Raw genomic sequence first — 24,460 nt, 5'->3', positions numbered from 1 at the left:
CGTTTGTCACCGACCCCTTTCTTGAATGATTCTCGTTTGTCACCGACCCCTTTCTTGGAGCCCGATTTTCTGAAAATATTATTTCTCCGGTAAGCCGTTTCTCTGGCCTGTACTAGTCCGAAATATACTTCTAACCTTGGTGTTAGCCCCTGCCTGTTAATGCAACCCGAAAAGACGCGTTCGGGTCGTGACGCTTCCAGGTGGTTTTCTGTGCGACGCAATACTTAATCGACAAGGAAATGACAATGGAAACCGAAACACTTCACACGAAGTCCCCCCAGTTCCCGCAATTGAACAAGCCGGCCCCCGATTTTGAGGCGAAGACCACGCATGGAGTAAGGAAACTGTCCGACTACAAGGGAAAATGGCTGGTGTTGTTTTCCCATCCGGCGGACTTTACCCCGGTTTGTACTACCGAATTCATTGCTTTTGCCAATCACTACGATGAGTTTAAGGCGGTAAATGCGGAACTGTTGGGGCTGTCCATCGACAGTTACTATAGCCACGTTGCCTGGGTGCGTAACATCAAGGAGAAGTTCGGCGTCGAGATTCAGTTCCCCATTATCGAGGATCTGTCCATGACCGTTGCCAATGCCTACGGCATGATTCATCCGGGTGCGGCGGATACCTCGGCGGTGCGCGCCACTTTCATTATCGATCCGGAAGGGGTTCTGCGGGCCATGGTCTACTATCCCATGACCAATGGTCGCTCGATCCCCGAGTTCCTGCGCGTAATCAAAGCTCTGCAGGCCTCCGACAAGAATAAGATTGCGACCCCCGAGGGTTGGCAACCGGGCGACAAGGTTATCGTGCCACCACCCCAGGATGCCAAAGCGGCAGAAGCGCGTATGAATGAAGGTTATGAATGCACTGACTGGTATTTCTGCAAGAAAGATCTGTAAGCCATAGCAGTCCGCTTCCAGTCTTTTTCCTGGCTGGTTAAAATAAGGCAGGCAAGATTAGCGGGGACCCCCCGGTAACCTTGTTAAATAAAATGGTTGACCGAACATGGATGAATTGCACAGAAATCAAGGTGTCAGATCACTTGAAACTATGAACTAGTCGCTGTTCAAGTACTCTGACCCCTTGGAGACCGAAGGATATCCGTGCCGCCTGGCAGACGGGGACGCCGCTGGGCAATGTCTATTTCAAGGAAAAGATTGAGCGTAAATTGAAGACCAAAGTGGGGCAGGCGCGGCGCGGACGACCAAAAAGGGCTTTGACTCTGAGGGATCCCCACAAAATCACGCATAACATTGCACCTCAAATTGCTCCTGAAGTGCCCATAGCGCCTGCTTGAAGTCCGTATCTCGAAATTCTTGCCTCTCTTTCTGTAACACACGACAACCCAGATAAAAGATGGACAAAACGCTGCGTGATTTCACGGTATTGGCCTGATAATGTTGGTGCTGTTTTTTCATTTCAGCCAGTTTGCCGACCAGCCAGACGGCAAAGGTCGCTAACGCACCGACCAGTAATAGGTTTTCATAACGATACGAGGCATAGGCTCGCGCCTCATCCAGACTGAATCCCCAGCGACTGTTTTTAAAATCTCTAAATCCTTCTTCGATCTGCATTCGGGTTTTATACAAATTCATTATGCGCTTTGTCATTTTTTCACCGCCATCAAGCGAGGTGACGATCAGCCAGGGTGTCCGTTCTCGGTGAGCATTTTTCTCGCTGTATTTCGCAGTGCTGCGTTGCCCGTAAACAGTTTTCTTGACTCTTCCACGTTTCTTTTTCTTCACCAGATAGGCGTGACAGGCCAGAGGTACATTTTTTACCAGATCAATATAACCAAGATACTTTGGGCGAGTCGTGGCTGTCTCGAAAACCTGTTCTACGCGGACCCAGTCCGCGTCACCCTGCGTGCTAATCAGGGGACGTCCACCGACTCGGCCTACAAAGTTCCAACCCATTGCCAATACGGCACGGAACCAAGGATTGCGGAAGCCAGAATCCGTAACGACAATCGGACAACAATACTCGGGCAATAACGTTTTCAAGGTTTTTAAAAACCGCTTTTCCACACCTGGGTTCCCTAGCTTGGCTATCGGGTGTACCTCGTCATACAGTGTCAAGGCGCGACCACCTACCGGCAGCGAAGCCCGCAGCATATGATAATGCCGATCTGCACCCAGATCCGACCAGTCGACCAGAATAACCGGCTGGGGAGACTGGCCAATAATCCATCTGGCAAGCGCACGGTAAATCAGGCCTCGTTCCTGATTTAAGGCCGGGTTACCAATCAAGCGGTCCGCTCGTTTGATGTTGTGTTTTTCGAATACGGCATTTTTGATCGCACGGCCCAGGCCCGTGACGGAAAGTTTTTTGCCATGTACACAGGCCTGAACGACATCCATCAGTACAGTCATTCGCTTTTTGTGGATCCCTTGACACATCTTCGATAAATGTTTATGTAGTAAATGGGTGGCATGCATTGATGGATCTCCTGTTGCGTTTGGTCACCAACAAGAAGATCAAAATCATTAATGCATGTCTACCCAATCATTTTTATACCTAAATCATTGTTTTTGATCGCAATTTTGTGGGGATACCTCAGGCTTTGACTCCTTAAAAAGTGATTCTAAATAGTAGATAAAACTTTTCTTTGATCAGGGTTTTTACCTATTTTTCTAACCAAGATTCGGCCTGCTCTCTATCTTTGACAGGAAAATGCTTTACCTCGGCACTGGTGAAATGGTTGCCGATAGAGGGCAGTAAAGAGAGGACATTGTCATCGGTGACGACCGCGACTTTCTTTACTTTCTCGTGATGGTCTTCAATAAACTGAAAGTGTGAAACCATGGATGCCATATCTTCCCAGCCTGAAAAATCAGTGGCATAGACCATCAGGCCATTCAGGTTGCCTTGCTCCTGAATATACGGATCAACCAGATTCGCCAGTTGTTCGAAATCGACTTTTTCAAGCTTGCCCTCCGGCTGGACTATTACAATTCCTTTATCACGCATGAGCTCTGGTTGGATCACGTTTGCCTCCCATTTATCCATGCTTCATGGTGATTATGCCGCTATCTGGCAGGATAGCATTGAGATTTCTCAACGCCGCGGGCTGTTCCCTGTGCCATTCTATAGTTGAATTATGGAGGCTGACCTGTCTGGTGTCGAATAGATATGGCATACGATGTGACAACATATATATGGCTAATCGGTATCCCGATTATATTCATCGGGATTGTGGTTTATGTCTATCGCCCCGGCGCCAGGAAACGTTACAAGCAGGATGCGAAGATACCGGTCAATCAGGCGGGTGAGACTCGACAAAATTCATCACCCGGGAAGGAGGAAAAATGACAACACCGAGTACCGTTTTTGGGCAAGAGCTCTACTTTGCCAGTCAGGAAGTCCGGGAGCATCGTGGCTGGTTCCGGTTTCTCGGTATCGTGATGGTACTGACTGGAATTGGTGCGTTGCTGTTTCCGTTTGTTGCCACCCTGGCAGGCACGCTCGCACTGGGTGCCATACTGCTGGTAGCGGGTCTGTTTGGCATTGTTCATGCCCTGCGCGTCAGACCCTGGAAAGGTTTCTGGATTGGTTTGCTGATTTCGCTGTTAACGCTGGTAATCGGGGTCCTGCTGCTCGGATTTCCCATGGAAGGCATCATGACCGTGACCCTGTTGATTACGGCCCTGTTCCTGGTTTCCGGGGCATTTCGTACGATCCTGGCTTTTCAGCTCAAACCCTATGATTCTTGGGGCTGGATCCTCGCCAGCGGCATCCTTGCGCTGTTGCTGAGTGTTCTGGTCATTACCCAGTTGCCAGAAGCGGCGTTGTGGCTGATCGGGATTCTGGTCGGTGTTGATTTCCTGTTCTCGGGCTGGTGGTTGCTGTCCCTGACCATGACCAGCCGAAAACAGACCGCCCCTGGTGGATAGTTCTATATTCTGGGGCTGGTTTGGTGAGAAAATTTATCATGACTGTTGCGGGAAATACGTAAAAGGGTCGGTAAAAGCGGTAGGTTCACACCGACCCTTTTTCCTATCCCTTTTCCTGCTTATTTTCGATTAGCCGGTTTTCCCCCTTTGGTCCGCGCCATCGCGCGGGTTAACCAGAAACCGGCGCCCAGCAGCATTCCTCCGCCGAGGATCATGCCGGGGGCCGGCACCTCGCCGAAAATCAGATAGCCCAGGAAGGTTGCCACGACCGGCGAAACAATGATGTCGACCAATGCATAGGTATTGGCCCGGAGCCGCTTGAGCACGATCGCGATGCCGAAATAGGCGAAGCCGGTGGAGACAAGTCCAAGGCATGCCGCCCATAGCATCACCGGCAGTGCCATCCCCAGTTCCTGATAGAAAATGGTCCCGGTTAGCGCTCCTGGCCCGGTGAGAACCAGTGCCGGCGATAGCACGATCGCCCCCGTCAGCATGGACCAGGGGATGTCGCTGCGGCTTTCGGTTTTTCCCTCATGGCGCATGTAGGTGACCATGGCTGCGTAGACGGCACCATCGCCTAATGCCACCAGGTTGCCCGCCATGTGTCCACCGGCCAAGGGTTTGGCAATCACCAGGCCGACCAGGGCCAGGGCAAAGATCCCGAGATAACTCCAGCGAGCCCGCTCATCCAGGAAGAGCCATGAGAAGATGAAGGTGAAAAACGGGGCCACCGACCAGAAGATTACTACGTTGGCGATGGGCGCCAGAGTCATGGCGAAGTTGAACACGCTGATCTGGGCGGCGATGAGTAACCCGATAATAATCGTATCGGTGAGATTGCCCCGGGGGAAGCGCAGCGCTCGTCCCGTTGCCAGCGGCATGGCCACCATCAGGAAGACGGCCGCGAAGGCCAGAGCGTAGAAGTTCAGGGTCTGGATGGGGATGCGGCCGTCGGTGAGCTTCACGAACACGCCGATCGTGGCCTCGGACAAGGTGATCAACAAAAGTAGCAGTAAAGTCTTGATCATCGGTCAGGTCCTTGCCGTGGGGGTTGATGTCGGGCCTCGTTGACCCGGTCGGCGGCAAGCCGGAAATAAAAGGGGTCGCCCATAAGTCGTCGCCTGTCAAGTGGGCGAGCGGAAAATCAAGGTGTCAGATCACTTGAAACTATGAACTAGTCGCTGTTCAAGTACTCTGACCCCTTGGAGACCCTGGTATGAAGCGTCAGGTATTGGGAAGAAGGAATTTAAGATCAAACGGTATGTAAGGTAGAGAGCATGGAACATTATACCGAACATCGATTTGTAATCTGTATTCGCAATGACGAATACCCCGCCTCGCTGGAAACGCGAAAAATCTACGAGGCGATTCCTGATCAGGAAGCCGAGAAACATCATCAACTGCGCATTATTGACGAGTCCGGTGAGGATTACTTCTATCCGGAGGAGTATTTTGTCCATATTGAATTATCAAAAGCTGCGGAAGAGGCTCTGGTAAAAGCCGCATAGTTGAATCAAAAGAACAGGGTATACGCATTGTGCCAATCGCCAGGACAACGGAGTTTGAGATTCATGCGGCCTGAGTGTTTCGTCGTTTCTATCGTAGGCAAAAGGCAAGACCTGACCCCGTTCGCTTTAGTATCAAGCTGGGGCAAGCAAAACGGGGCAGGCCGAAGAAAAAGAAAGACGAGGACGTTGGTTAAAAAATAATCCCTCCGTCCCCTTTTTTCCATCCCTCCGTCCCCTTTTTTCCTAAAAATAATCCCTCCGTCCCCTTTTTTCCTTGATCTCACTCATAAAATTTTGCTCCGCGCGGTTTATTCCGCGTTTATTTGATCACCAGCACCGCGCAACTGGCGTGACCAATAACCCGCTCGGCGACACTGCCCATCAGCAGGCGCGCCAGGCCGGTACGGCCATGACTGCCAACCACGATCAAATCCGCGCCATGCTTCGTAGCGGCATCCACGATCACGTCTTCCGGGCGGCCTTCGACCACGCTGCACACCGCCTCAATGGACTGCGCCTTGAGTCTGTCCCCCAACTGCTGCACGGCCGTTTTGGCCTCGGCCCGGCGTGCCTCGCTGTGTCCCGGTAAAGTCGCTGACACCACATATAAAGGTAATTGACAGGTCCGGGCCAGATAACCCGCTGCCAGGGCGGCGGCATTCCCCCGTTCGGATCCATCGGTCCCGGCCACGATGCCCCTGGCAGGCATTTGCGCGGCACGCGGCACGACAAACACATGACAGGGAGCATGTCCAATCACCCGGGCCGTGGAATCCCCGACCATCAGGCGCGTCAGATCACTTTGCGTGCGCCGGCCGATCACCATCATGTCTGCATTGCGCTCCCCGGCCAGATCCGCGACCTCCATGTATGGATCGGCGCCATGGCGAATAATGCCTTCGCATTCAACGCCGTTGGCTTGCGCCCGGGAAACCAGTTCATCCAGAGCCTCGCGCGCGGCCAGCGCATCTTTTTCAACCCGTTCCGGCGCCAGCGCCTCGTATTCGGGATTTGTCAGCACGACCCGCACGGCCAGCAATCGGGCGCCGCATTTGGCGGCCATATCCAGTGCGGCAGATTCAGCGCCGGCACTGTATTCAGTGCCGTCGGTCGCCAGTAGAAGGGTCTCGAAGCCTGCAATGGGTGAATCCATGTCTGCCATAATTCAACTCTCCCTCTTGAGATTGGTCACGCTTGTGACATCCCGCCTAGTGGCCGATCACCAGAATACCGGAAGCGGCCAGCAGCAACACCAGCACCGTCACGCCGGCAATGATCGTGTAGGCTCTGTCACCATCGCGCAAAAAGATCGGAATCACGCGCAAATAACAGACGATCGTCACAGCGGATAAAAAGACGATGCCGACAAAGTTCATGAAATCGCCCTTGTGGGCCAGCGCCAGCCAGCCCCAGCCGGTCGGGACCTGTGCGGCGTCAAGGTAGTCATTGGCGGACATGCTCCAGTATTCCGGCAGTTTTTCCACCGGCACATACGGTTCAAACACACCGAACAGGTAGCCTGCAAATGACGCCACCAGAATCATAAATCCGATGCGCATGCCCCAGTCCAGCCAGATGGCATAGACTTGCTGCTCTTCACTGGCATATCTGTGTTGTTGATTGTCAGTCATGATGCTCTCCTTATTCCCAGATGCCCAGGCCCTTGAGCAATGCCCGGGAGCCGGCCAGTGTCAGGATGATAATCACAATCTTGCGAATCATCGCGGCCCGGGTCCGCTTGAGAAGACGCACACCAACGAGGGATCCGAGCATAATCCCGATAATCGACGGCACCGCAATCATCGCCAGCACCGCGCCCTGATTGATATATACCCAGGCCGCCGAAGTATCGACGATGGACAACAGAAATTTACTGGAGGCGACCGATACCTTGAGCGGCGCGCCCATCAACAGGTTCAGCACCGGCACGTTGGCCCAGCCGGCCCCGAGGCCAAACATTCCGGCCAGCATGCCGATAAAAAAGAACATTACCAGCCCCAGCGGGGTGCGGTGCACTTTCCAGTCGATATCCTGTCCGGAATGGGGCTCGTTATAAATGCCGGTAATACGCAGGGAGGAGGACAACCGATCGGCGACGGGCACATTCGGATACTCGGATTTCTTGGCCAGCCACATCAGCACCACGATGGCCAGGATAGTCACACCCAGCAGGGTTTGCACCAGATTGGTCGGCAGCGCCAACCCCACCATGGCCCCGACAATGGCCGAGGCCGAGGCGATCACCGCCAACGGCAACACCAGGCGCAGACTCGCCAGCCCCCCGCGCAGCAATCCGGGGCCCGCCGCAAGCGCCCCGGCCAGGGCCACCAGCAGGCCGGCACCACGCACAAAATCGAGATGAAACGGGAAAAAGCCGCCGACGATCGGCACGAACAGCACGCCACCACCCACGCCACCCAAAACCGCGACAATCCCAAGGAAGAAAGTCACAATGAACAGCAATAACGGCCAGCCCCACCAGGGCATTTCACTCGTCTCGTTCATCGGTATTTCCGCCCACAGCGGGCCAACCGCGGCCAGACCCAGCATTCCCAGAATCACAAGGCTTGTTTTCCACCACCGGGATAACATGACAGGCTTTTCTCCAGTTTAGTGATTAATACACCCAGACCGACGACCCGGCCCCACATCGGGTATCACAACAAGCACCCGAACCACCCTACCGATACCCATGACCTGATACGAAATCAGTACCGGGATAAAGCCGGCAATCATACCGACGCCGACCAGACATGGCAACGCGCCGTGCTGCCGGGGTGGATTGCGGGAACCGCGAGTCGGTCCCGGAGGTGGGTTGGGTTGCCTGGGACAAAACAGTGTGGCCAGGTCATAACAATCAGGACTGAAACGACCACATTGTCCGCATTTCTCCTCAAAAGTCACCAATTTACGTGTTTTTTGTCACAAACGCGCAGATTCTGACTTTAACCCGCAAGAAAAGTCATGCTATAAAGGTTAATTAATGACCAACCAAACACGACGGATTGTATGGGACGACTGATTCTGATTATTCTGGTGCTGTTTTCAGTGACCGCCATCTACAGCGAAGCCAGCGCTGTCGAGGAAAGGTATGCTCAGGTGGAAGGCAACGCACTGGCATGGCAGGACAATATAGTTTGCCGTCCCGGCGCGGCCTGGGGACTGGGGACGCCACCCACCGGCAACAATTAACGACTGAGAGTAATTTCCACCCGGCGGTTTTTGCTGCGTCCTTCTTCCGTCCGGTTACTGAATTTGGCTACACTCTCATCGTAAGCCCGGGTCTTGATGAGCTTGCTATCCACACCCTGCTCTATCAGATAGGCCCGCACCGCGTCGATACGTTGATGGGCAACCACCAGGTTCACCCAGCTCAAACCGATACTATCCGTATAACCCTCGATAACCACCTGACGGATATCCCTGTCCTGGCTCGCATCAAAAAAGGCGACGACTTATGGGCGTCTCCTTTTAGTTCGTCTCCTTTTAGTTAAACTGAAGAAGAAAGACAAGCGGATCGTGCCAGTTGCGAAGGCGACGGAGTTTGAGATTCATGCTGGCTGAGATCCGCCAGGGCCAGAGAACAATTGTTGCTAATATTTGAGAAAACTGTTCTTTGAGCCCGATTTTTTCTGCCCCCGGATTTTGCCGGTTTTTTTGTGCAGGGGTTTTCGGCTAAGCTCTTAACAGGTGGGACGCCCGTCAGGATACGGAGAGAGCATGTTGCGAAATCTTGTTGAAACATATCCGGAGCTGGCGGCTGTTCTGGTACTCATACTGGGTGTGATTGTCGGCAAGCTGGCAGAGCTGGCTGTCCGGCGATTGTTCCTTCTCGGCGACAGGATGATCAGCCGGTTTTCCGGTCGCAGCCACTATGTGGTTTCTCCGCTTTTTCAGCAGGGTTTAGCCTTGCTGGTCTTTGCCACGGTGCTGGTGCTGGCGGCGGTGATTGCCGTGCGGTTGCTGAATATTCCCCAGCTTACGGCCTGGCTGGACATGTTGTTTGATTATCTGCCGCGTTTTGTCCTGGGTCTGGTGATCATTGGCATGGGGAATGTCGTCGGTGCCCTGTTGCGCAACCTTACCGCCGGGATGATCGCCCAGGGTGACGGCAATGCCCTGTTGCCTCGGCTGGTACATGCCGCTGTCGTGGCGGTGGCGGTGATTACCGGCCTGCAGCAACTGGGCATTGATATTTCGTTTATTACCCAGCTTTCATTGATCATCCTGGCTTCGCTGCTGGGCGGCCTGTCAATCGCCTTTGCCCTGGGTGCACGGCAATATGTCGCGAACCTGGTGGCCCAGCCGGAAATGACCCGTTATGCCAGCGGTGACCGCCTGCGCATCGACGATGACGAAGGCGTGATTGTCGAGATTTACCGGACCGGGCTGATACTGGAGACGGATGAAGGCCTGGTCTCCATTCCCGCTGCCCGCCTGGCCCGCGGCCGGGTCGTCCGGATTACCCCCCGATCGGCGTCACAAAGCTGAGATCATGACCACGACTCACCCATTGAAACTGGCCTATGCACGCGACTACCCGGGCGAACTGGCGACCTTTCTCGCCACCCGGGGCACCGAGGCCGTATTGCAGACACTGGATGATCTGCCAGCGGAAACGGCCGCGCCGCTGGTGGCCATGCTGCCCCATCGCCAGGCGCTGGCGGTGCTGGGCAAACAGGATGATGAAACCCTGATCCGCTGGCTGAACGCGGCGGGGGTCGATCATGCCCTCAGCCTGCTGCTGCACATTGAGGAATCCCGACGAGCGCGAATACTGCAGGGGCTCCCGAGCCGGCGCATGCGGCGCACACTGGAAAAGCTGGTCATTTACCCGCCGGACAAGGTCGGCGCGCTGGCGGACCCGTCCGCCATGCAACTGAACGCGGGCATGCTGGTGCCCGACGCCGTGGTCCTGTTACACGAGCATGCCCCCGACCCGGAGCAACCGGTCTGGCTGGTGGATGACGGCGGCGGTTATCTCGGCCGGCTGGATCTCGGCGGCGTATTGATGGCCCGGAGCGAGACCGCGACATTGTCCGCGTTCCTGATGCCGGTCGAGGCGCTGCGGGCGGAAACCCGCCTCGCCAACGCCCGTGATTTCCCGGAGTGGCTCCGACACACGACGCTGCCGGTCACCGATCATCTTAACCACCTGCTCGGCAGCCTGTCCCGGGAAGCGCTGATGGTGGCGCTGGCTGGCGGCAACGCCGCCGAAAACAGCCTTGGCCAAAGTATGAACGAGCTGACCGGGCAGTACTTTCGCGTGATGGGGATCTGTCTCGGGGCGCTGTTCGGTTCACGAGGGAAATGACCATGGCGGCGTCCCCCGATATCGAAAACAGCATCCCGAACGAATACCTGCGCCGCCACCCGGTCGCCGCCGCCGGACAGATAGAAGATCTGCCGGACAGGGCGCTTGGCGACGTGCTGCTCGGCGTGGACAGCGCGGCCCTGGCCGTGACCATGGAATACCTCAGCCCGGTCAAGGCGTTGACGGTGTTCTCCCTGTTGCCCCGTTCGCAGCAACTCGATGTGCTCGACCGGGCCCCGCCCCGACTCGCTGTCACCCTGCTGATCCAGTTACCGGAAGCGGATCGCGACAGTCTGCTCGCGGAACTGCGCCCGGTCAGCCGCGACGACCTGAAACGGTTGCTGTCGTTTCCCGAAGACTCCGCCGGTCGGCTGATGAGCACCGCCTTTGTGGCGGCCCAGGCTGAGATGACGGTCGGGCAGGCGCTGAAACGGCTGCAGCAATCGGCCATCCGCGGCGCCCGGTCCCTGTTCGTGGTCACCGGCGACGGCCGACTCGATGGCCGGGTGGACATTCAGGACCTGGCACTGGCCGCCCCGGAACAGACCCTTGCCACCCTGGTGGCGCCGGTCCATGAAGCCGTCGATACCCGGACCAGCCGGGAGGAACTGGTGGCGCTGCTGGATCGATCCCGCCAGGATTCGGTCCCCGTGGTGGATGCCGATGGACGCTTGATGGGCGTGGTCCGTTATCGCAGTTTGTTTCATGCCATTGAGGATGTCGCCACCGCCGATTTGCAGAAAATGGTCGGTGTCAGCCCGGAAGAGCGCGCCCTGTCGACACCCGGTTTCGCCATTCGTCGCCGATTACCCTGGTTGCATATCAATTTGCTGACCGCCTTTCTTGCGGCCGCCGTAGTCGGCCTGTTCGAGAACCTCATTGCCCAGTTCACTGCCCTGGCGGTGCTTTTGCCGGTGGTCGCCGGTCAGTCCGGCAATGCCGGCGCCCAGGCGTTGGCGGTCACCATGCGCGGGCTGTTTCTGCGGGAGGTGGGAATACGCCAATGGCGCTCCGTTTTGGGCAAGGAAGTGATGGTCGGCTTGATCAACGGCCTGGTACTGGCCATCACCTGCGGCCTGGCTGTCTTCGTCTGGAGCAGCAGTGTCGGCCTGGCGCTGGTGATCGGCGTCGCCATGGTCATGTCCATGCTCGCCGCCGGCATCGCCGGCTCGCTGGTGCCGATCATCCTCACCCGCCTCGGTCAGGATCCGGCCACGGCCTCCTCGATCATTCTCACCACCATTACTGATGTCGCCGGCTTCTTCTCCTTCCTGGGTACTGCCTTGTTGCTTTCGTTTATGCTTTAGCCGGCCCCATGCCGATATTCAGGGTCAGAGTAAAACCCCGGGAAAAGGGACGTAGAAATTAAATTTTGACCAGGAGAGAGAAGGGAGAAAGGCGAGGGAGTCAGTCAACGAAAAGAGCTTTGACTCCTTAAAACATTCCCCGGCCCCTTTTCCCGTTAACTTTCGTTTTCGTTGCCCGGGTTTGGCAGGCCAGCCAGCTTGGATAATTTTTGTATTGGTCCGTGGGGAAACATGTCGTAAAGAAATAAAAAGGCTAGAACGAGTAGTTAAATAATTCAACATCGCGTAAATACAGATATTCTATCCTTTCAATAAGTTCCTGGGAGTGATAAAACTCTTTATAATCCTGGTTTTTTCCCGAAGAATTCTGTTTAGTTAGTTCCATTTTGACGCCTAGTATCTTGCAAATATTTGAGAAATCGTGATCAATATTTTCAAAATAACCAAGATAATCAACCTTCAAATTCAAGTCGTCATCACAAACAAATAAGTACTGTGGTCGCAGAAGAATATGTTCGTGAATTTTATATTCGTTTAGATATTCCATAACAAATTTTTCAAAGGTAATTCTATGCTCTTTAAAATACTGAGAAAATTTGAGATCACTGCTTTGATTCCCACCATTTGAAAGATAGTTATAGAGCGAGACAGCTCTATCCCAAGGGTTGCGGACGAAGGTGAATTTTGAGTAGTGGTAAAAGCGTCTCTTGTCTACCTGAAGGAAATGATGCCAAGAAGCGTGATCACGCGGTAGCGAACGACCAGCTAGCGATTTAATGATCGATGTTCCTGCTGCTTTTGGAATATGGATAAAAATAGCATCATGTCTATCCATATAGCGCCTATAAGGCCAACTTCCACGCGTTATTGTTTTTAATAATGACCTGGTTCTAAGTATCGAGCTCATAGAATGTCACCAATTATGAAAATATATGTCGTGAATTCAATTTGTATGTGCAACTCAACCGGCTTGGTAAGAGGGTAAGCTACGGTAGCCTATGCGGCTTCTCTCGCCGACCAAAGTCTGAGGAGCGCGCATGAAGCAATACATGCAGCTTGCCCAGGGGCAACAATACCAAATTCAGGCCTATATGAAAGCTGGTTTTAACCAAACTCAGACTGCCAATTTTATCTTAAAAAAAGGGGGGGGCGAAGTGAACCTCCCCCAGTTTAACGGACACTTTAAATCGGAGGCAGTCGTCTCGCAGAAGGAGTGTCCCAATGACCAAACAACGAAAGCCCTACAAGACCTATACTCGAGAGTTTAAACTGGAGCTCTGCGGCTGATGGAAGAGGGATTAGGGTCAGAACACTTAAATTCAAACCGGGCCAGATTTATTTTTGAAGCCTGACTGGCCGCCCCTATGTGGGCCGATATTCTTTGGCCAACATATTATGCGATGATCGTTTCACGGTAGGCGTGCCAGCTCGCGTAACCGAGAACCGGCACGATGAGCACGAAACCTATCAGTGCCGTCGCGAAACCTGCCGCCGTCAGTGCCAGAACCAGCATTGCCCAGATCGCCAAAGCCGACTTGTTTCGCCACACCGCATGGAGGCTTGTTGTGATTGCCGTCATGGCATCGGCATCCTGATCCAGAATCATCGGCAGGGCAAATGAACTGGCACAAAACAGCAAGCCGCCGAAAATAACGGCAATAATAAGGAACCCTGCATTAGACAGCGGCACCGCCGCAGAAGCCGCCGACTGCCCGGATATGGCAGCAATATTTATCACTATCGATATCACGATAAGCAGAAACATAAACATCAGGCTCAGCAACAGCGCCAGCATGAGTTCGTGTCCCATTTCATGCAAAGCCTTACTACGCTCGTGACGAAAACTCGGCTTGTGGTTTTGTTCGAGTTGCTGGCTTATATCGTAAAGACCGAATGCGAGTGCGGGCCCCACTACCAGCAGACAGATAAACAGAGCAACCAGTAAATAACTCTCACTGGTCCAGGATAAATAAACTAGCAGCCAACCGATTGCCGTGAATATCGCTCCGTAGATCAGGCTGTGCCAGGGCGCGCGGCGGAAGTCCTGCCAGCCTTTTTTTAGCCACTCAAATGGCGCATCGAACATGAGGTTGCGGCAAGGTGCATAGAGTGGGGAGTCATTTTTGACTGAATCTGTACTTTTCATACTACACCTCCTTATAAGAAGTATAGTACGCGTGATGACTTTTCACAGGTCCAAACTCGTCCCCTTGCGGGATGAAAAAAACATAAAGGGAATCAGGGCACTGTTAATACTAATATTAGCAGCAACAGGCGGGGCCAGACTTGGTTGAAGCGGCTGTTCCGGCCTGGTGGTCGGTTTTACAAAAACAAGCCTGACGCCGTCATCCGGTTGGCCGTGAGCAGGTTGGCGCGCTGGTCGCGCTTCTCCCGCCGCACCTGCAGTATACCGATGCGTGGTTCCAGAAGGCGCCCCAACCCGGCAACCGGGCCAGGTCACCCGGCGAACATCACGGCCTCAAAGCCGGGTGCTGCTGCACCTGTCGCTATCAGGACACGGGATCCGCAACTCCACAAGCAGGGGCAGATGGTCGGAGGCAACGCGTGTCAGTTCCGAACCGGGGATCTCGATCCCGCTTACCCGGATACCCGGTGCGACGAATACATGGTCGATACGCAGGGAGGGAAAACGGCTGGAAAATGTACTCCGGGGGCGATGGCCTGGCACCATGGCTTGCACATCTTTGAGCTGCTCAGCAAAACGGCGGTACACGGGCGAGGAGGGCGGCGCATTGAGATCGCCACAGAACACCACGGGGCCGCGATACGCTTCATTGCCCAGCCAGTCAGGATCCAGCAACGCGTCGATCTGCGCCATGCGTTCGCGCGGGGACAGTCCCAGGTGAGTATTGATGACCTGTACCTCCCGGCCATGCAGATCGATGGCGACCCAGAGGGCACCGCGTGGCTCCTGGTCCGGCTTGTCGGCGAGTCCCGGTAGTGAGCCTGTTTTTACCAGACGCTGGGGCAGGTGGGTCAGGATCGCGTCCCCGTAGCGTTCTTCCTCCAGGTGCATGGCCGGATGGAAATGAAACTCCATTTCCAGATAACGGGCAATCTGGTGCGCCTGGTCCACGCCAAGACTGCGCTCACGCCCCACATCCAGCTCCTGCAGTGCCACCACATCGGGTCTGGCGCGGGCAATCACACGCGCGATGCGTTCAGCATCGATCTTGCCATCCATCCCGATACAACTATGCACGTTATAGGTCATGATCCGCAGGGTGTCGATCTCTGTGGCCGCGGCCCGTTCGCGGGCCGCGGCGGGTTGCTGACCGGCGCGTCCCAGGCGTCGTTGCCGGCAAGCCGGAATAATGTGCGTGTTCCCGGTAATGTTCACGCCGCATCAAGCGTCTGAGAAACGGCAGCTCCCTGCGTTTGAGGGCGCGTTCGAATTGCGACTGCGAGAGGCCGTCGATCTGGATCAGGAGCAGCCCGGGTCGGGTTGGCGATCCTTCGGAAACGGGCAATTGCAGCAGGCGCGCCAACCAGGCGCTGCGGCTGAGCTTGCGGCGTATACGCCTGAAAAAGACTTCGATTCGACCGATCATGGGTCAGGCCGCAAATCGCTCGAGCAGGACGAGAGCGGCATCACTTCTCCTTGTCAGAGGAACGACTGGTGCCGATGGCCGCATCGCCCGCGCCGGCCACGCTTTTCAATATCGCCCATTCCGTCCTGATCCAGGCAACGACATTCTCCCAGTCCCGTTCACCGTGACTGGCACGCGCGGTATTCCGCGATCTGACCGCTTCATAGCAGGACAGGGCTTTCTCCGCGGTACGTGACATGGAAAAAGCCTTGGCGGTGCCCAGCGCCGCCTGTTTCATGTCTTGCCTGGTCACTGGCGGCAGCGCCGCCAGCCATTGCAATGCGGCGCTGAATGCCGCGGGCGTTTGATCCTGCAGCAGGCGCCCGTTACGCCCATCCTTGACCACTTCCCGTGCCCCGGGGGCATCCAGGGCAATGACCGGCAGACCGGCGGCCATGGCTTCGGTCAGTACCATCCCCTGGGTTTCACTCAGGGAGGCAAAAGCGAACAGGTTCATTGCATGCAACGTATCGGCAAGTTGTGGTTGCTGAAGAATGCCCACCATATGGAGTCGGTCTTCAATCCCTGCGCGCGCGAATATCGCGCGCATGGCATCCTCGGAGGGGCCCCTTCCCACTACGAGAAAATGCGCATCCGGGTGACCTTGTACGAAGTCGGCTATGGCCCGGGTCATAAATTCCAGGTTTTTTTCCGGCGCCAGTCGTCCCAGGTGTCCGACCACAAAAGCCTCTTCCGGTATACCCATCGCCTTGCGCACGGCCTTGCCGTCGCCCTGTTTGAAATCCTCCAGGCGAACACCGGTCGGCACGACGGAAACAGGCCTGATGACACCTCTTTCCCGCAGCAGGCCGGCGATACTTTCACTGGGAGCGAATACCTGGTCGCACAGATTGGCGTATCGCGTGGCCAACTCTATCGCGAAGTGTTTCATGGCGGCCGAATCACCGGGGACATAGTGGGTATATTGTTCATAGAGTGTGTGGTGGGTGAACACCAGCGGCAAACCCCGGGATCGCGCGATCCGCAAGGCAGTCATGCCAAGCAGGAAGGGATGTTGGGAATGCACGATTTCCGGCTGGAATTCATCAAGCCTTTCCCGCAGCCCGGCAATTGGTGGCAATGCGACTGAAAAATCGCTGGCGTTGAACTTCTGGATTGCCGGGGCGCGCACCACGCCGACTTCATCCTGCGGCATCTCCGGGAATTGCGGGGCGACGATCAGGACCTGGTGACCGCGCTTTCGATATTCATCGACGAATGCCGCCACCGAGCGCGCCACACCACCAACATGCGGTGCAAAGGTATTGGTGAGGATGAGAATATTCATGACTTAAGGCTGTTTCCTGGCAAGCGTGATGGAAGTCGTGCCCGGACTGGCTGTTACCCGCTCGAATCCGGGCATATGGATCTCGATCGCGGGGGCGTCATGGTGCCACTCTGCCTGCCAGTCAATGCGGGGATCGCCATTCGTGCCCGGCGTAATGCTTACGCGTATTACACCAAAGGATGTCGGCGCGGGTCCGAATCGAATGGGCTCAGCCTGGTCAAGCCAGCGTGGCGGTATGCCTGCGCAAAGAATGAGGCGATGCGCCTCCTCGCGCACGAAACAGTTGCGTATCATCATGACCCACTCGGCAGAGGCCCACACATGATGCCCGTCTCCCATGCAGCCACCCCCGGTACGCGGATGAATGGCTTCCGGCCATTGTCCTGTCGGTGAAGCCAGGGCGGCAACTTTGTCCATCAGATCCAGGTAGCGCGGATCGCCGGCCCGCAACAGCACCTGGGCGACATGCAGAGTCAGGTAAGCATTGAGACCGGAATGGATCATATCCTGGTAAAACGCGCCCTTGACGAAACATCGATCCAGCAGAAATTCCACATTGTCCAGAAGACGGGGATCGTCCGGCGCGAAGAGCTGCAAGGGATAGCCGGATGCCAGCGAACCTATGGCGCCCGCATCCAGGCGTCGGTAAGGTGACGCGGGCATGGCCGGACGAGCCAGGCGTTGCGCACAGCTTTCCAGGCTGTGATCGATCGCCTTTGCAAAGTCGTCCGCGGCCTGCGCGAATTCCGCCGCGCAATCAGCGTCCCGGTCCGCCATCATCGCTGCCGCCGCCCGCAGTCCCGTGACTCCCCAAAAGTCATCCCAGTAATAATAATCATTGGGACCCAGATGTTCCGCACTGAAACCGGCCGGCAACAGGCCGGCATGGGGGAGGCCTGTATTGTTATTCAGCCGCTTGCGTATGATCCAGCGGGCCCCTCGCTTGACAGGGCCCAGCCATTCCGTCGGGGGTGCCCGGCCGGTCAGGGCGAAGAACCGTTGCAAAATCCACAGAACCTCACCATTGGAGTCCCATTCGCCTTCCTGGGAGCGGAAGTAGCCGAGCACCGTTTGCCGCTCCGGAAATCTTGCCAGCGCCCGCTCGGCGCGATCCGTCATCCCCGCACAAAGCAGTGCGTGAATGATGAAGGCGGCGTCACGAAACCAGAACCGCTTGTAGGTAAAGGGGCCCGGGTAGACATCATCCGGCGAGTGCAGAATCAAGGAGGTTACCGCGGCATCGTAGAGAAACCGGTAATCGGGATCAGGACATTCAAGCTGGCAGCTATTGTTGCGTGCCTGCAGCCAGGCATCCGGGCGAAGCATCCCGGTATCCGCCGCCGCCAGAGGTATTGTCGCGGTAACTTCGCCCTCCACGCCTGCCTGCACCGGGAACAATGCCGCCGCCGTGGCCATACCCACGTCACACACTTCTTTATCCTGAGCATCCGTATCCCTGAGGTGAATGTATACATCACCATTGCGGTAATCTGAGACATGATGCCTTTGTGCTGCACGACTGAATTCGACCCGCCGGGTATTGTCTATGATCCAGGCTTGTCGATTCTCCGCCAGCCGGACCTCGTGGATAAAGCTGATGCCTTCCGGATTATACGGCCGCAGCGCCACGACCAGCCAGGCCTTGGTATCGGCATGGGCTCGCATCCGCAGCTCGCAAACCGGGACGCCTGATTCCATCCGGACCAAGGCGTTACATGACAGGACAAGATCATCGAGTTGGGTCTCTGTATTAATGCTTACCCCCGATTCCATCTCCTGTCGTTGCCGGCAGATCTTCGCCCGCGAAGGCAGCAGGCATCGTCCGTCTTCCGCAAGCAGCCAGGTATCGAGTGACCAGCCGTCCAGGAAAGGGGTGAGCAGTCCTCTGGGATCGACAATCGGCAGTTCCTCGAAGTCCGGATAGCCGATGGCGGTCCAGTTGCGCTGGGTTAGATTGATATGGGTGATCGAAAAAGCGCGTGGAACGAATGACTCGTCGAGAGGATCGAACTGGCGCTCGATCCAGTAGGGCCATACCCAGTCCATGTTATGCTGTATGACCCGGCTGTTGACCAGTCCGCGGGCATGAAATACCACTCCCGCCCGCAACAGCTCGATGGGCTCCCCGACTTCGGAAGGCTGGGCAAAATTGTGCAGTCTGCCCAGCAATGCAATGGGATCAAGAAAGCCGTGCTTGCGCGCCAGGTAACGCACTATAAAACGCCAGGGGAGCCACTTCATCCAGCTCACGACACCTCCTCTTCTATGACACCTTTTTCGGTATAGCGAGCCAGCGCGCGCCGCGCAAGGTGGTTGAGATAAAGGACTGTGGCCACGGTGACAAGGAAGCCCGCGCCATATAGCGTCCACTGCAGCGGACTGCGTTCCAGGTCGCGCACAGCCAGGGTGGTAATATCGGCCGCAATGGAACCAAGATAAACATTGTGGACCGAGAAGGGTATGAAGCCCAGTAGCGAACCGCCAACATAACCTCGCAGGGAAAACTGGGTCAGCCCGAAGAAATAATTGGATATCTTGCCGGGAAAAAAAGGTATCAGGCGCGTCAGCAGCACGATTTTCCAGCCATTGGGTGTCAGCTCCTCGCTCACTAGCCGAAGCTTGACGTGATTTATAACGAACCGCCTCGCCCGTCTGCCGAACAGGTAGCGTGCCAGAAGGAATGAAACGGTGGACCCGAGCGTCGTCCCCAGCACGACATAGATCGAACCCTCTACAAGGCCGAATACGAAGCCGGCGCCAGCAGTGAACAGTATGCCGGGCAGCAGAAGCACCACCACGGCCATCATGATCAGGATAAAGAGTAGCGGCGCCCATGCCCCCTGTTCATCAATCAATGCCAGCAGGTTAAAAACCTGTTCATGGGCACCGGAGTAGACCATGACAGCGAGTGCCGCAGCGACAAATAAAATACTGACCGTGATACCGAACAGCGGTGACTGCAGGGGATTAAAGCGGGACCTGTGCGCGGCCTGTTTCACCATCGACTCCAAACGCCGGGCCAGTAGGAAAGCCGGGACAGATTTATTTTTCTGGACATGACTACCCGCCTGAAGTTCCGGCCTGGCCCTTCCATTCGCAAAAGGTGTGGCCCTTTCGACAAGCGACAAAGCCTGTTTGGTCTTATTCGCCCCGGATCAACAGTACCGGTCTGGATGCAAGGCGCATCACGCTCTCGGCAATGCTGCCCAGTAACAGGCGGCGAATGCCGCGTCGTCCGTGGCTGCCGATCACGATGAGGTCGGCTCCCCGGTTCTCTGCTTCGGCCACGATCATATCGGCGGCATTTTGACCGAATTTGTCGATCTCGAGCAGTATCGTCTCGGCTGTCACGCCGGCCTTGCGGGCGTCCGACTCGGCCTGTCTCAGGATCTCGCGCCCGGATTCGCGGAACGCTTCTTGTACATCGGGGACATAACCCCCCTCCGGCAAGCTCATGCTGATTTCATTGATGACATGCACAACCAGCAATTCCGATTGCTGCACTTTGGCGAGCCGGATTGCGGCTTTGAGGGCATGTTGCGCTGTTTCGCTACCGTCGATGGCAACCAGGATGTGTTTGTACATGACGCGGTCTCCTGAAGTAATAAGCCAAGCGTAGCAAACCAGCTGGAACTCAGGCAGAGCCGGCAAGGGTTATCGTACCCTCGCCGCTTTATACCATGAAAAATAGTATTACCTTTCCCGCGAGGTGATCGATTATGGACCTTTAAAAAGTGCGTGCAAACACCCCGGGTTTTGCCACCCCTTGAACAGATTTATTCAATAATCCAACGCGCTTTTCTTCTCTTTTACTTCGATACCTGATGGCCTGATTTTAAATCCATCTTTTTTTGTCCCGGCGACCAACTAGACTTTCAATGAAGCTATCAACATGGCAACGCGCCATGGAACAAAATGGCTGATATGAGACCACCAATGGATGAGCAGCTAACCCGGCAAGCCACCCCCCGGGGCCTGTAGCTGAGCTGCTGGATAAAAGGAGAGAAGATATGGAACACCGGCATGGTGAACGTATTCGGGCCCTGGCTCTGGTTCGTGTTTGTCGAAGTGATCGTGCAGGCGAGTGCCGGGCCGGGCTGTTATATAATATCAGCCAGGATGGTATTTTCGTGCTGAGTAATATGCGCCCGGCGATCAATACAGGTCTCGATGTGTACATTCAATCTGCTGATAATCGTATCAATTTATGCCTGCCGGGGCAGGTTGTACACGCCAATGGTCACGGGTTTGGTTTGATGTTTCGCCGCTTAAACACGCAAAACCGGTGGTTGATAAGATTGTTTCACGAGAATTACCGAACAACGGCGAAGCGGCAATTGATTGAGGGCCGCCAGGGAGCCCAGGGAACCAGCGAAGCCGGCGCATCGTTTTTTTGACAATGGGCGCTGTGCTTCGAGGTTCTGCTTCAGCGCAGAAATCTGCCCGGAATGTCCGGTATTCAGGACATATCCCTCGCCAGATCCGGTTCGCCGAGTTGTTTGAGTATCCGGTTGCGCGCGGCATCGCGCAGGCGCACTGCCGCGGCCCAGTCATTTCCGTGCGGTATGATGGGTTCGCTAATCAACACGCTTACGGCCCCGTGGCGCGGGAACCAGGTGTCGCCGCGCAGGATTGAGCGGGTGCCCCGCAGGGTGATCGGCACTACCGCGAGGCCGGCTTCCGCCGCGGCGGCGAAGGCGCCCATGTGAAAGGCCATCAGCCCCGGCATGCGTCGCAGCGTGCCTTCGGGGAAAAACAGCAGGCTGCGTCCGCCACGTGCGAGCCCGGTAATCCGTCGGGCGTCGATCACGCCTTTTTGCTTGTCGAAGCGTTCGACAAATTGCGTGCCGATGCGCTTGAGAAACAGGCCGGCCAGCCATTGTGACTGCAGTTCCCCCTTGGCGACGAAGCTGAAGGGGCGATCCAGCGCCGCCACCAGCATCACGCCGTCCAGGTAACTCGCATGATTAGCGACCATTACACGGGTGCCATTGCCCGCCAGGTATTCAGTGCCGTGCACCTGCAGCGGCACGCCGGCCAGGCGCAGCAGCAGGCGCGCGCCGCGCCGCATGACGGCCCAGCGCCAGGACTCGCGCGGCAGTATTACCACCAGCGTCCAGACTGGCGGGGCCAGCAGCCAGAACAGCAGTTGCACATAGGCGGCGTAGGTGAGATGGCGCAGGCCGCGCCAGACCCGGCGGGTTTCGGGCAGCAGGCTGGCGCCGACCAGGCGTACGATCTGCCACCAGACCGCACGGGACTTGTCGCCGACCCGGCCCTGCTCGTACAGCTCGCGCGTGGCGGGACGACGGATTTTGCCGCTGGAGGTTTTGAGAATGGTGCGCGGCGGTGCCAGTACCACTTTGTCCGGCGGCAGGCCGAGCAGATCGTGGCTGGTGTGGCGGATGCGGGTTTGCAGATCGGCGCGCGCGGCGGGATCGGTCAGCCGGGTTTCGGCCATCACCACCAGCCGTTCGGTGCCGGAATCCGGATCCACGCTGCCGAATATTGCCACGCAGCCTTTGCGCACCCCTTCCAGCTCGCCGATGGCGTGTTCCGCCTCGTAAGGGTAAATATTGCGCCCGCCGCGGATGATGACGTCCTTGATGCGGCTGGTCAGGTACACCTCGCCGTCGGCGATATAGGCGAGATCGCCGGTTTCCAGCCAGCCATCATCGAACAGCGCGCGGGTGGCTTTGGGATTGCGATAGTAACCGCTGGTGGCGGATGGCCCGCGAAATTGCAGCCGGCCCTGCTGCCGATCGGGTAACTCGCGGCTGCTGTCATCGACGACGCGCAGTTCATAACCCGGCAGTGGCTGGCCGCAGGCGACATATTCCAGGGCATGGGGATCCTCTTCGGCGGCGGGTTGCGCGCGTGCTTCATCGACGAAAATATCGCGCACGATGCGATCGATTCGCGGGCCGCGCCCCAGCGGCGGAAAGGCCAGTCCCACCGCCGCTTCGGCCAGTCCGTAAACCGGCGCTATTGCGGTCGGGTGCAAACCGTATTGCGCGAAGCGCCGGTTGAAACGCCGGATGGTTTGCGGGCTGACCGGTTCGGCGCCGTTGAACAGCATGCGCAGGGAGCCCAGATCCAGACCGGCGAGGGCCTCATCGGGAATGCGGGTCAGACACAGTTCATAGGCAAAATTGGGCCCGGCGCTGAGCGTGCCGCGATGGCGGTGCACGGCCCACAACCAGCGTTGCGGGCGGGTCAGAAACGTCAGCGGTGACATCAGCACCAGGGTCATCGCATAGTACAGGCTGCCGAGCCAGGCGCCGATCAACCCCATGTCATGATAAAGCGGCAACCAGCTGACGAACACGTCGGTGGAATCCACCCGGATGGCGCGGCCCATGGCGCGGATGTTGGCCAGCAGATCCGCGTGGCTGAGCACCACGCCCTTGGGTTGGCCGGTGCTGCCGGAGGTGTATTGCAAAAATGCGATATCCTGCGACGTGACCGGCGGCAGCAGCTCGGCCGGTTCCCGGTGCAGGTCGTCCGGCGTGGTGATCGTGTCCAGCGTCTGCACCCGGGATTTGAGCAGGCGCGCCAGCGGCCGGGCTTCGCTGACGGTGATCAGCAGTACCGTCGCGGCATTGGCCAGGATGCCGGCATGGCGTTGCAGATGATCCTCCAGTTGCGAGGGCCGCGCCGGGGGGTAGATGGGCACCGGAATCGCCCCGGCATATAAAATGCCGAAAAAACAAAACAGATATTCCCGGCCGGTGGGCAGCATGATGGCCACGGTTTGTCCCGGTTTGACCCCATGCGCCAGCAGCCCGGCGGCGATGGCCAGCGCGCCGTCGCGCAGGGACCGGTAACTGATCGGTTGCGGATCCTCGGCTTCATCATACAGGTAGAGCTGCACCCGCTCGGGCCGGGTCTGCACATGCCAGTCAAGCACCTCGAGCAGGGTCGTGGCACGGTGTGGCGCGGCCCCGGCTTCCGTTCTGTTGGCGGGGGCCGCCGGCTGCGAGCGTTCCTGTTTTTGGGCTTGCTGCGGCGCGGCGCTGGTAACGGCCCGCAGCAGATCGCGCGGGGTTTCGGCGCTGGCCAGCAATTGTTCGGACAGGCCGATCTGAAATTCGCGTTCGAGACGTGTCAGCAATTCCGCGCGTGTCAGGCTGTCGAAGCCCAGCTCGCGCTCCAGTGCGGCGTCGAGCTGAACCTCGCTGTCATCGCGATCGGGATGCAGTTCGCGGCTGAGCGTGCGCACGATATCCAGCAGCCTGTGCCGGATATCGACGTCCGTGTCCGGTTCGCTGTGGGGCGGGCAGGTCATCGTATGATTCAGAGTAAGATCTATTTGCACCTGATGCGGTATGTGTGCCGGGCGGTTGATGTCAACATGCTACTTTGAAGTTGATCGCGCAACAAACCCGGGAGTCTGAGCAGAGGTATCCGGCCTTACCTTCTGCTCTGATTATTGTAGAAGAACACAGAAGAAGTGCACCAACAATCGACGTTATTCGCCTGGTTGATAATTCTATATTTTGATTGCGGGTTAGCGGCGAGTGATTCCACGATGCC

The 24,460-nt window shown here is 56.7% G+C and carries 24 protein-coding genes and 1 pseudogene; 10 read left to right on the top strand and 15 right to left on the bottom strand.

The window, feature by feature from the left end:
- Positions 1-245 precede the first annotated feature (245 nt).
- Positions 246-902 (top strand): peroxiredoxin, encoded by a 657-nt coding sequence (locus tag U5J94_RS14565; protein WP_322566347.1) that lies wholly within the window; start codon positions 246-248, stop codon positions 900-902.
- A 342-nt stretch (positions 903-1,244) separates the two neighbouring features.
- Here the strand turns inward: U5J94_RS14565 and U5J94_RS14560 are convergent, their stop codons facing one another.
- Positions 1,245-2,441: an IS4 family transposase gene (locus U5J94_RS14560; RefSeq protein WP_322564288.1), complete on the bottom strand. Its 1,197-nt coding sequence runs from the start codon at positions 2,439-2,441 to the stop codon at positions 1,245-1,247.
- A gap of 187 nt (positions 2,442-2,628) precedes the next feature.
- A complete protein-coding gene (locus tag U5J94_RS14555; RefSeq protein WP_322566346.1) occupies positions 2,629-3,012 on the bottom strand; it encodes an STAS/SEC14 domain-containing protein in 384 nt (127 codons plus the stop codon).
- A 123-nt stretch (positions 3,013-3,135) separates the two neighbouring features.
- Between U5J94_RS14555 and U5J94_RS15365 the strand changes: the two genes are divergently transcribed.
- Positions 3,136-3,315 carry a CcoQ/FixQ family Cbb3-type cytochrome c oxidase assembly chaperone gene (locus U5J94_RS15365; RefSeq protein ID WP_416224182.1) on the top strand — a complete coding sequence of 60 codons (180 nt, stop codon included), beginning with the start codon at positions 3,136-3,138 and terminating at the stop codon, positions 3,313-3,315.
- Complete coding sequence (locus tag U5J94_RS14550) at positions 3,312-3,896, top strand: HdeD family acid-resistance protein (RefSeq protein ID WP_322566345.1); 585 nt, start codon at positions 3,312-3,314, stop codon at positions 3,894-3,896. Before U5J94_RS15365 ends, U5J94_RS14550 begins: the two co-directional genes overlap by 4 nt.
- Before the next feature lie 119 nt (positions 3,897-4,015).
- Here the strand turns inward: U5J94_RS14550 and U5J94_RS14545 are convergent, their stop codons facing one another.
- Positions 4,016-4,921 carry a DMT family transporter gene (locus U5J94_RS14545; protein WP_416224234.1) on the bottom strand — a complete coding sequence of 302 codons (906 nt, stop codon included), beginning with the start codon at positions 4,919-4,921 and terminating at the stop codon, positions 4,016-4,018.
- Between the two features lie 252 nt (positions 4,922-5,173).
- On the opposite strand from U5J94_RS14545, the gene U5J94_RS14540 reads away from it, so the two are divergent.
- The gene (locus tag U5J94_RS14540) at positions 5,174-5,404 is read left to right on the top strand and encodes a hypothetical protein (protein WP_322566343.1); all 231 of its coding nucleotides are present in this window, start codon (positions 5,174-5,176) and stop codon (positions 5,402-5,404) included.
- Positions 5,405-5,723: 319 nt separating this feature from the next.
- Here U5J94_RS14540 and U5J94_RS14535 read toward each other — a convergent pair whose 3' ends face one another.
- From U5J94_RS14535 to U5J94_RS14525, 3 genes are read right to left on the bottom strand one after another with little or no spacing between them, the layout of a single operon-like run.
- On the bottom strand, positions 5,724-6,566 hold the full coding sequence (locus tag U5J94_RS14535; RefSeq protein WP_322566342.1) for a universal stress protein: 843 nt from the start codon (positions 6,564-6,566) through the stop codon (positions 5,724-5,726).
- Positions 6,567-6,612: 46 nt separating this feature from the next.
- Positions 6,613-7,035, bottom strand: a complete 423-nt coding sequence (locus tag U5J94_RS14530; protein ID WP_322566341.1) for a hypothetical protein — start codon at positions 7,033-7,035, stop codon at positions 6,613-6,615.
- Positions 7,036-7,045: 10 nt separating this feature from the next.
- Positions 7,046-7,954, bottom strand: a complete 909-nt coding sequence (locus U5J94_RS14525; protein ID WP_416224233.1) for a sulfite exporter TauE/SafE family protein — start codon at positions 7,952-7,954, stop codon at positions 7,046-7,048.
- A gap of 459 nt (positions 7,955-8,413) precedes the next feature.
- Here U5J94_RS14525 and U5J94_RS14520 point away from each other — a divergent pair, with 459 nt between their 5' ends.
- Complete coding sequence (locus U5J94_RS14520; RefSeq protein WP_322566339.1) at positions 8,414-8,596, top strand: hypothetical protein; 183 nt, start codon at positions 8,414-8,416, stop codon at positions 8,594-8,596.
- On the opposite strand, the pseudogene U5J94_RS14515 reads toward U5J94_RS14520, so the two are convergent.
- Positions 8,593-8,826, bottom strand: a pseudogene (locus U5J94_RS14515) (OmpA family protein); the annotation flags it as partial. The gene U5J94_RS14520 and the pseudogene U5J94_RS14515 sit on opposite strands and share 4 nt — an antisense overlap.
- A 298-nt stretch (positions 8,827-9,124) precedes the next feature.
- On the opposite strand from U5J94_RS14515, the gene U5J94_RS14510 reads away from it, so the two are divergent.
- From U5J94_RS14510 to U5J94_RS14500, 3 genes are read left to right on the top strand one after another with little or no spacing between them, the layout of a single operon-like run.
- Entirely contained in the window at positions 9,125-9,895 is a 771-nt protein-coding gene (locus tag U5J94_RS14510; RefSeq protein WP_322566338.1) for a hypothetical protein, read from the top strand.
- Positions 9,896-9,899: 4 nt separating this feature from the next.
- A complete protein-coding gene (locus U5J94_RS14505) occupies positions 9,900-10,718 on the top strand; it encodes a magnesium transporter MgtE N-terminal domain-containing protein (protein ID WP_322566337.1) in 819 nt (272 codons plus the stop codon).
- 2 nt (positions 10,719-10,720) lie between these two features.
- Positions 10,721-12,025: a magnesium transporter gene (locus U5J94_RS14500; RefSeq protein WP_322566336.1), complete on the top strand. Its 1,305-nt coding sequence runs from the start codon at positions 10,721-10,723 to the stop codon at positions 12,023-12,025.
- 253 nt (positions 12,026-12,278) lie between these two features.
- Here the strand turns inward: U5J94_RS14500 and U5J94_RS14495 are convergent, their stop codons facing one another.
- Positions 12,279-12,860 (bottom strand): sulfotransferase family 2 domain-containing protein, encoded by a 582-nt coding sequence (locus U5J94_RS14495; RefSeq protein WP_322566335.1) that lies wholly within the window; start codon positions 12,858-12,860, stop codon positions 12,279-12,281.
- Positions 12,861-13,062: 202 nt separating this feature from the next.
- Here U5J94_RS14495 and U5J94_RS14490 point away from each other — a divergent pair, with 202 nt between their 5' ends.
- Positions 13,063-13,293, top strand: a complete 231-nt coding sequence (locus tag U5J94_RS14490; protein ID WP_322566334.1) for a hypothetical protein — start codon at positions 13,063-13,065, stop codon at positions 13,291-13,293.
- Between the two features lie 125 nt (positions 13,294-13,418).
- Here U5J94_RS14490 and U5J94_RS14485 read toward each other — a convergent pair whose 3' ends face one another.
- From U5J94_RS14485 to U5J94_RS14460, 6 genes are all read right to left on the bottom strand, one after another.
- The gene (locus U5J94_RS14485; protein ID WP_322566333.1) at positions 13,419-14,171 is read right to left on the bottom strand and encodes a DUF2189 domain-containing protein; all 753 of its coding nucleotides are present in this window, start codon (positions 14,169-14,171) and stop codon (positions 13,419-13,421) included.
- Positions 14,172-14,504: 333 nt separating this feature from the next.
- Positions 14,505-15,386: an endonuclease/exonuclease/phosphatase family protein gene (locus tag U5J94_RS14480; RefSeq protein WP_322566332.1), complete on the bottom strand. Its 882-nt coding sequence runs from the start codon at positions 15,384-15,386 to the stop codon at positions 14,505-14,507.
- Between the two features lie 251 nt (positions 15,387-15,637).
- A complete protein-coding gene (locus U5J94_RS14475; protein ID WP_322566331.1) occupies positions 15,638-16,924 on the bottom strand; it encodes a glycosyltransferase in 1,287 nt (428 codons plus the stop codon).
- A 3-nt stretch (positions 16,925-16,927) separates the two neighbouring features.
- On the bottom strand, positions 16,928-19,174 hold the full coding sequence (locus U5J94_RS14470) for a hypothetical protein (RefSeq protein WP_322566330.1): 2,247 nt from the start codon (positions 19,172-19,174) through the stop codon (positions 16,928-16,930).
- A complete protein-coding gene (locus tag U5J94_RS14465; protein WP_322566329.1) occupies positions 19,171-19,926 on the bottom strand; it encodes a TVP38/TMEM64 family protein in 756 nt (251 codons plus the stop codon). The genes U5J94_RS14470 and U5J94_RS14465 overlap by 4 nt, the downstream gene beginning before the upstream one ends.
- A gap of 139 nt (positions 19,927-20,065) precedes the next feature.
- Positions 20,066-20,509: a universal stress protein gene (locus tag U5J94_RS14460; protein WP_322566328.1), complete on the bottom strand. Its 444-nt coding sequence runs from the start codon at positions 20,507-20,509 to the stop codon at positions 20,066-20,068.
- A gap of 425 nt (positions 20,510-20,934) precedes the next feature.
- On the opposite strand from U5J94_RS14460, the gene U5J94_RS14455 reads away from it, so the two are divergent.
- Positions 20,935-21,321, top strand: a complete 387-nt coding sequence (locus tag U5J94_RS14455; RefSeq protein WP_322566327.1) for a PilZ domain-containing protein — start codon at positions 20,935-20,937, stop codon at positions 21,319-21,321.
- A gap of 62 nt (positions 21,322-21,383) precedes the next feature.
- Here the strand turns inward: U5J94_RS14455 and U5J94_RS14450 are convergent, their stop codons facing one another.
- Positions 21,384-24,212: an AMP-binding protein gene (locus U5J94_RS14450; RefSeq protein ID WP_322566326.1), complete on the bottom strand. Its 2,829-nt coding sequence runs from the start codon at positions 24,210-24,212 to the stop codon at positions 21,384-21,386.
- Positions 24,213-24,460: the final 248 nt, after the last annotated feature.

Source organism: Thiohalophilus sp. (assembly GCF_034522235.1).
In the GTDB taxonomy this organism is placed as follows: Bacteria; Pseudomonadota; Gammaproteobacteria; order UBA6429; family Thiohalophilaceae; genus Thiohalophilus.
The sequence above is the reverse complement of the archived record's forward strand: the minus strand, read 5'-3'. Positions and strand labels throughout refer to the sequence as shown.

Coding starts and splice junctions, on each gene's coding strand:
- U5J94_RS14565 (WP_322566347.1), top strand. CDS start 246: ATGGAAACCGAAACACTTCACACGAAGTCCCCCCAGTTCCCGCAATTG.
- U5J94_RS14560 (WP_322564288.1), bottom strand. CDS start 2,441: ATGCATGCCACCCATTTACTACATAAACATTTATCGAAGATGTGTCAA.
- U5J94_RS14555 (WP_322566346.1), bottom strand. CDS start 3,012: ATGGATAAATGGGAGGCAAACGTGATCCAACCAGAGCTCATGCGTGAT.
- U5J94_RS15365 (WP_416224182.1), top strand. CDS start 3,136: ATGGCATACGATGTGACAACATATATATGGCTAATCGGTATCCCGATT.
- U5J94_RS14550 (WP_322566345.1), top strand. CDS start 3,312: ATGACAACACCGAGTACCGTTTTTGGGCAAGAGCTCTACTTTGCCAGT.
- U5J94_RS14540 (WP_322566343.1), top strand. CDS start 5,174: ATGGAACATTATACCGAACATCGATTTGTAATCTGTATTCGCAATGAC.
- U5J94_RS14535 (WP_322566342.1), bottom strand. CDS start 6,566: ATGGCAGACATGGATTCACCCATTGCAGGCTTCGAGACCCTTCTACTG.
- U5J94_RS14530 (WP_322566341.1), bottom strand. CDS start 7,035: ATGACTGACAATCAACAACACAGATATGCCAGTGAAGAGCAGCAAGTC.
- U5J94_RS14525 (WP_416224233.1), bottom strand. CDS start 7,954: ATGCTGGGTCTGGCCGCGGTTGGCCCGCTGTGGGCGGAAATACCGATG.
- U5J94_RS14520 (WP_322566339.1), top strand. CDS start 8,414: ATGGGACGACTGATTCTGATTATTCTGGTGCTGTTTTCAGTGACCGCC.
- U5J94_RS14510 (WP_322566338.1), top strand. CDS start 9,125: ATGTTGCGAAATCTTGTTGAAACATATCCGGAGCTGGCGGCTGTTCTG.
- U5J94_RS14505 (WP_322566337.1), top strand. CDS start 9,900: ATGACCACGACTCACCCATTGAAACTGGCCTATGCACGCGACTACCCG.
- U5J94_RS14500 (WP_322566336.1), top strand. CDS start 10,721: ATGGCGGCGTCCCCCGATATCGAAAACAGCATCCCGAACGAATACCTG.
- U5J94_RS14495 (WP_322566335.1), bottom strand. CDS start 12,860: ATGGATAGACATGATGCTATTTTTATCCATATTCCAAAAGCAGCAGGA.
- U5J94_RS14490 (WP_322566334.1), top strand. CDS start 13,063: ATGAAGCAATACATGCAGCTTGCCCAGGGGCAACAATACCAAATTCAG.
- U5J94_RS14485 (WP_322566333.1), bottom strand. CDS start 14,171: ATGAAAAGTACAGATTCAGTCAAAAATGACTCCCCACTCTATGCACCT.
- U5J94_RS14475 (WP_322566331.1), bottom strand. CDS start 16,924: ATGAATATTCTCATCCTCACCAATACCTTTGCACCGCATGTTGGTGGT.
- U5J94_RS14465 (WP_322566329.1), bottom strand. CDS start 19,926: ATGGTGAAACAGGCCGCGCACAGGTCCCGCTTTAATCCCCTGCAGTCA.
- U5J94_RS14460 (WP_322566328.1), bottom strand. CDS start 20,509: ATGTACAAACACATCCTGGTTGCCATCGACGGTAGCGAAACAGCGCAA.
- U5J94_RS14455 (WP_322566327.1), top strand. CDS start 20,935: ATGGAACACCGGCATGGTGAACGTATTCGGGCCCTGGCTCTGGTTCGT.
- U5J94_RS14450 (WP_322566326.1), bottom strand. CDS start 24,212: ATGACCTGCCCGCCCCACAGCGAACCGGACACGGACGTCGATATCCGG.